At 43.8% G+C, this 3,871-nt stretch carries 4 protein-coding genes; 3 read left to right on the top strand and 1 reads right to left on the bottom strand.

Translation table 11 applies throughout. The features are described from left to right. Nucleotides 1-751 precede the first annotated feature (751 nt). Entirely contained in the window at nucleotides 752-1,057 is a 306-nt protein-coding gene (locus VB081_RS08865; RefSeq protein WP_323400466.1) for a hypothetical protein, read from the bottom strand. Nucleotides 1,058-1,222: 165 nt separating this feature from the next. On the opposite strand from VB081_RS08865, the gene VB081_RS08870 reads away from it, so the two are divergent. The 3 genes from VB081_RS08870 to VB081_RS08880 form a co-directional block, all read left to right on the top strand. Beyond that, nucleotides 1,223-2,104, top strand: coding sequence for a hypothetical protein (locus VB081_RS08870; protein WP_323400467.1), 882 nt, complete (start codon nucleotides 1,223-1,225; stop codon nucleotides 2,102-2,104). A gap of 526 nt (nucleotides 2,105-2,630) precedes the next feature. Beyond that, nucleotides 2,631-3,383: a hypothetical protein gene (locus VB081_RS08875; protein WP_323400468.1), complete on the top strand. Its 753-nt coding sequence runs from the start codon at nucleotides 2,631-2,633 to the stop codon at nucleotides 3,381-3,383. A gap of 188 nt (nucleotides 3,384-3,571) precedes the next feature. Further along, nucleotides 3,572-3,871 (top strand): DUF262 domain-containing protein (locus VB081_RS08880; protein ID WP_323400469.1); only part of this gene is annotated, 300 nt, incomplete at its 3' end.

Genomic DNA, 3,871 nt, shown 5'->3' on the forward strand with positions numbered 1-3,871 from the left:
AATAACAGAAGAATCTGCTCATCGATTGGTGGAGTGCCACCTATAATAAAGAGGCAGCAATATTACCAGTCCTTACAGGATGTTGCATAAGGTCGCTGAATCCTTGAGGGAAATCTGTCAACTATTATTGACAATATCATCGTCTTTTACAATGGACGAACCGGAGGTGTATATTTCGGCTACTGAGCTCCACTTGCACGGTCATTTAGATCCAGCCTCACGGTGGCCACCCTCACGGAGACAGATCCGTTTGCCATAGCAACCTCATTTGATAAACATCTACTATTCTATTTTAAAATTTAATAATGCCATTATGACTTAATCACCACCTCCAAAATTACAGAATCATCAAGCAGCCAGTGTAGGCCTGATAATTTTGCCCGATTTAAAACGTCACAAATTGTATTTCGTGAACTGTGCAGACTGGCAGCAATCTCATGCTACGTGTGGTTAAGGCTTGTCAGCCTTAAGATTTCTCGATAATTAGCCATAATTATCGACCTCCTATAGCGGGTGGTCACACATCGTGTGCCAATCCAATTATACGAGATATATGTGAATGGTTCAGTTCACCTTCCGTGAAGGTGGATCAGTTCAACCGTGACAGTGGGTCTATAACTCCGTGCAAGTGGAGCTCGTGGAGCGAAATATACATTTAATATTGCTGCTTTGTGGAATCTATGGTATCGCACTATTGATTCAAGAAAAAAAGATATGACCGACCACCCGGCGCCCCTTCCTCCTGTGGATATTATCGCCGCTGAAGGTAGCACTCAGACCAAATACCAAATACAGCGAGGAAAACAACTGCAAGGATAGCATTCTGCAATTTTTCCTGATTGCGGCGCTCGTTATTTTTATCAAGTGCTTTGAGCTTCTCTTGGGTAGACATATCCGTAGCGCCTTCAATCAATTTAGCTTTAGCAGCATACTTCTCCTTGGATTCTTTTTCAGTAGAGAGCGCAATATCTGAAAATAGATGTTGGGCCTCAGCAAGAATAGTGCTTTTTAAATTGTCGTTGTCTGTAGTGGTAGGAATAGAATTGTTATTGTTCATGGGAAAATCTCCTGATATATTTTTGTTCTATGTATGCACCATGGCATAGAAGCATTCAACTGCTTCTTGACAGTATCTATTTTATCGGATACTGTAGGAAATGTAAATACTACCAGCAATATACAGGCGATGTAGATAGAGTGAATTTATTAGGAGAAATATACTATGAATAATATGTTGCGGAGTCGAGCAAAGATTTGGTGCGACAGACTCAACCAGCTAATGAAAGAAAATGGATATACACAGGAAACATTTCTTAAAGAGTATAAGAGTCGATATGGTCGTGGAACACAGGCCAATGTTAGCCGATGGTTACGTGTAGGAAATGCAATCCAAAAGAACGGAGTTAGTAAAGAAATCGGTTTTCCGTCGTATGAAAACATGCTGAATATTGCAGGATTTTTTGGGGTGACAGTTGGATACCTAACTGGTGAAACAGATTTTGAAACATTTGAAATAGAAAAAGCATGCCAATGCTTAGGTATTGATGAAGAAACAGGCAAAGCTCTGCAGAATATATCATATGGAAAAAGCATCTGCTTCGGGTGTTATCAAATAAAAGAAATCGGGGCTACATTGAGGTATCTGGTTACATCGGCTAATTTTCCTCGATTTATTAGTGGCCTGCGTGAGTGCGCAGAAAATGTCTATCGTAAAAATCATCCTATCAATTACATTGAAAAAGCAGAAGTAAAAATAAAGAAAGAACATCTTGAGTTGGCACTTCAGTGTTTAGATTACCAGCAGTTTTATGACGAGAAGTACGGCGAAACAGATGATTTCAAGGACAATAATGTGGAGCCTACAGAGGAACTTCTGGAAGCTATATCGTTACTGAATACTGCAATCAGCCAGAATTATGAAGATGAAGTGTCCAGCGAACAAGCAGTTAAGTTGTCAGAATATGAACTACAAAAAGTCTATTTTGAATTATTAAGGGATGTAATTTTAGAAGAACATCTAGCGGAAATGACAATTCCACGTTATGGAGAAGAGGATTTTATTCAGAAGAAAATGGAACGGGAGTCCGATTGCCCAACCATGTAAACGGGATTACTAACCATAAGAAATTATGAAGGGAATTCGCATGAAAACACGGAAGAACGATTTGAGCGAAGAGAAACTGTGAAAAGCCCACCAGGCCAACGACCGCACCGTCATGGCTGCCTACGGCTTCACCGTCAAAGGCATGACCGAAAGCCGGTGTGTCGCAGCTCTGATGAAGCGCTACCAGGCGATGGTGGCGGCAACACAGAAATAAAGCCCAAAAGGAGGTCGCAAATCGCGACCCCCTTTGTACTATAGCCTCTAGCAAATTTCAAGAAAAAATGATATACTAAACCCATCAAAAGCAGGGGAGGCGATTCGACGAGTGGAAACGAAGGTCAACAAAAAATACAAGGACCGGCTCTTTCGGTTCATCTTTGGGGCGGAAGGGCCATCGCGTCCAGCTTTACGAAGTAAAGATGTAGGCTGCTGTCTTATGAGCGTTAGCGAATAGCAGCCGGTGACTGATGGTTCGCAATATACGAAAATTCCTACTTCTTTTTAAATAAAGGAATTTTTGTAGATTGTGGACACGTTAACGGACGTCTCTTTCCTCATAGAAGACTATCTCAATCTCTACGAGCACCAGAGCACCGAGAATCCCAACATGCCCCTGCGTGGACTCTTCTATTACAGTGCCATGTACAAGGGCTACGTTGACACCCACGATCAGAATATCTACAGCAGCACCCCCGTGACCATCCCCACGCCTCGGTACATCGTTTTTTATAATGGGGACCGCAGCGCGCCGGATAGCCATGAGCTGAAGCTCTCGGATTTATTCATCAAGCCCCTGGATACGGCAGGTGCCTACGAGTGGACGGCCACCATGCTCAACATCAACCTTGAGCACAACAAGGCCCTCATGGAGGACTGCCGCCCCCTGTGGGAATACGCCTACTTCGTGGCACTGGTTAAGGAGTATCAACGGGAACTCCCCATCGAAGCGGCCATTGATTATGCCGTCACACAGTGCATTGAGAAAGACATCCTGGCCCAAATTCTAAAACAACACCGATCGGAGGTGACAGAAATGTTAATGAGCGAATATGATGAAGTTAAAACCATGAATCTCTTTAAAAAAGAGTACCAGCAAGAAGGCATCCGCATTGGCGAACAGAGGGGGTTGAAAATCGGCGAACAGAAAGGTAAGTTGGAAGAAAAGGAGCTCCTCGTCAAAAAAATGCTCTGCGCCGGCTTCGATACGACGCTCATCGCCGATATGACCGAGCTTCCTCCAGAACGTATCCTGGAGATTAAGGAAGAAAACAAGCTTTAGATCCGTCCCCGGGCGGTACGGCATTGACAATATGAAAATGAAGTCAAAAGGGGGTCGCAAATCGCGACCCCCTTTGTACTATAGCCTCTAGCAAATTTCAAGCAAAAATAACAACACGAGTCGGAGGCGACGAAGTGGGATTTTGCGGTAGTGGTGGAGGCACAGAATACCGATGATCAGGAGGATCTATGGGAAAAGAATTGTTTGCTAACATTCCAAGTAAGGTGGCGGATTTGCTTTCTGATGTTAAAAACGGACGAATCGGTTTGCCGGATTTGCAGCGACCTTTTGTCTGGAAGGATAGCAAGGTGCGTGATCTTCTGGATTCAATGCTCAAGGGGTTTCCAATCGGGTATATCATGCTGTGGAAATCGCCGCTTGAATACGGGAATGCGGCACAAATCGGTAAGAACAAGAAAATGTACAAGGAACCAGATGATTTGGTCATTGATGGGCAGCAGCGCTTGACGGCTTTGCTGGCAGCGATG

This window comes from Christensenella sp. (assembly GCF_034927525.1).
Taxonomy (GTDB): Bacteria; Bacillota; Clostridia; order Christensenellales; family Christensenellaceae; genus Christensenella.

What these genes read in the sequence shown, in the direction of transcription:
- VB081_RS08865 (WP_323400466.1), bottom strand. Translation starts at nt 1,057, where the DNA reads ATGAACAATAACAATTCTATTCCTACCACTACAGACAACGACAATTTA.
- VB081_RS08870 (WP_323400467.1), top strand. Translation starts at nt 1,223, where the DNA reads ATGAATAATATGTTGCGGAGTCGAGCAAAGATTTGGTGCGACAGACTC.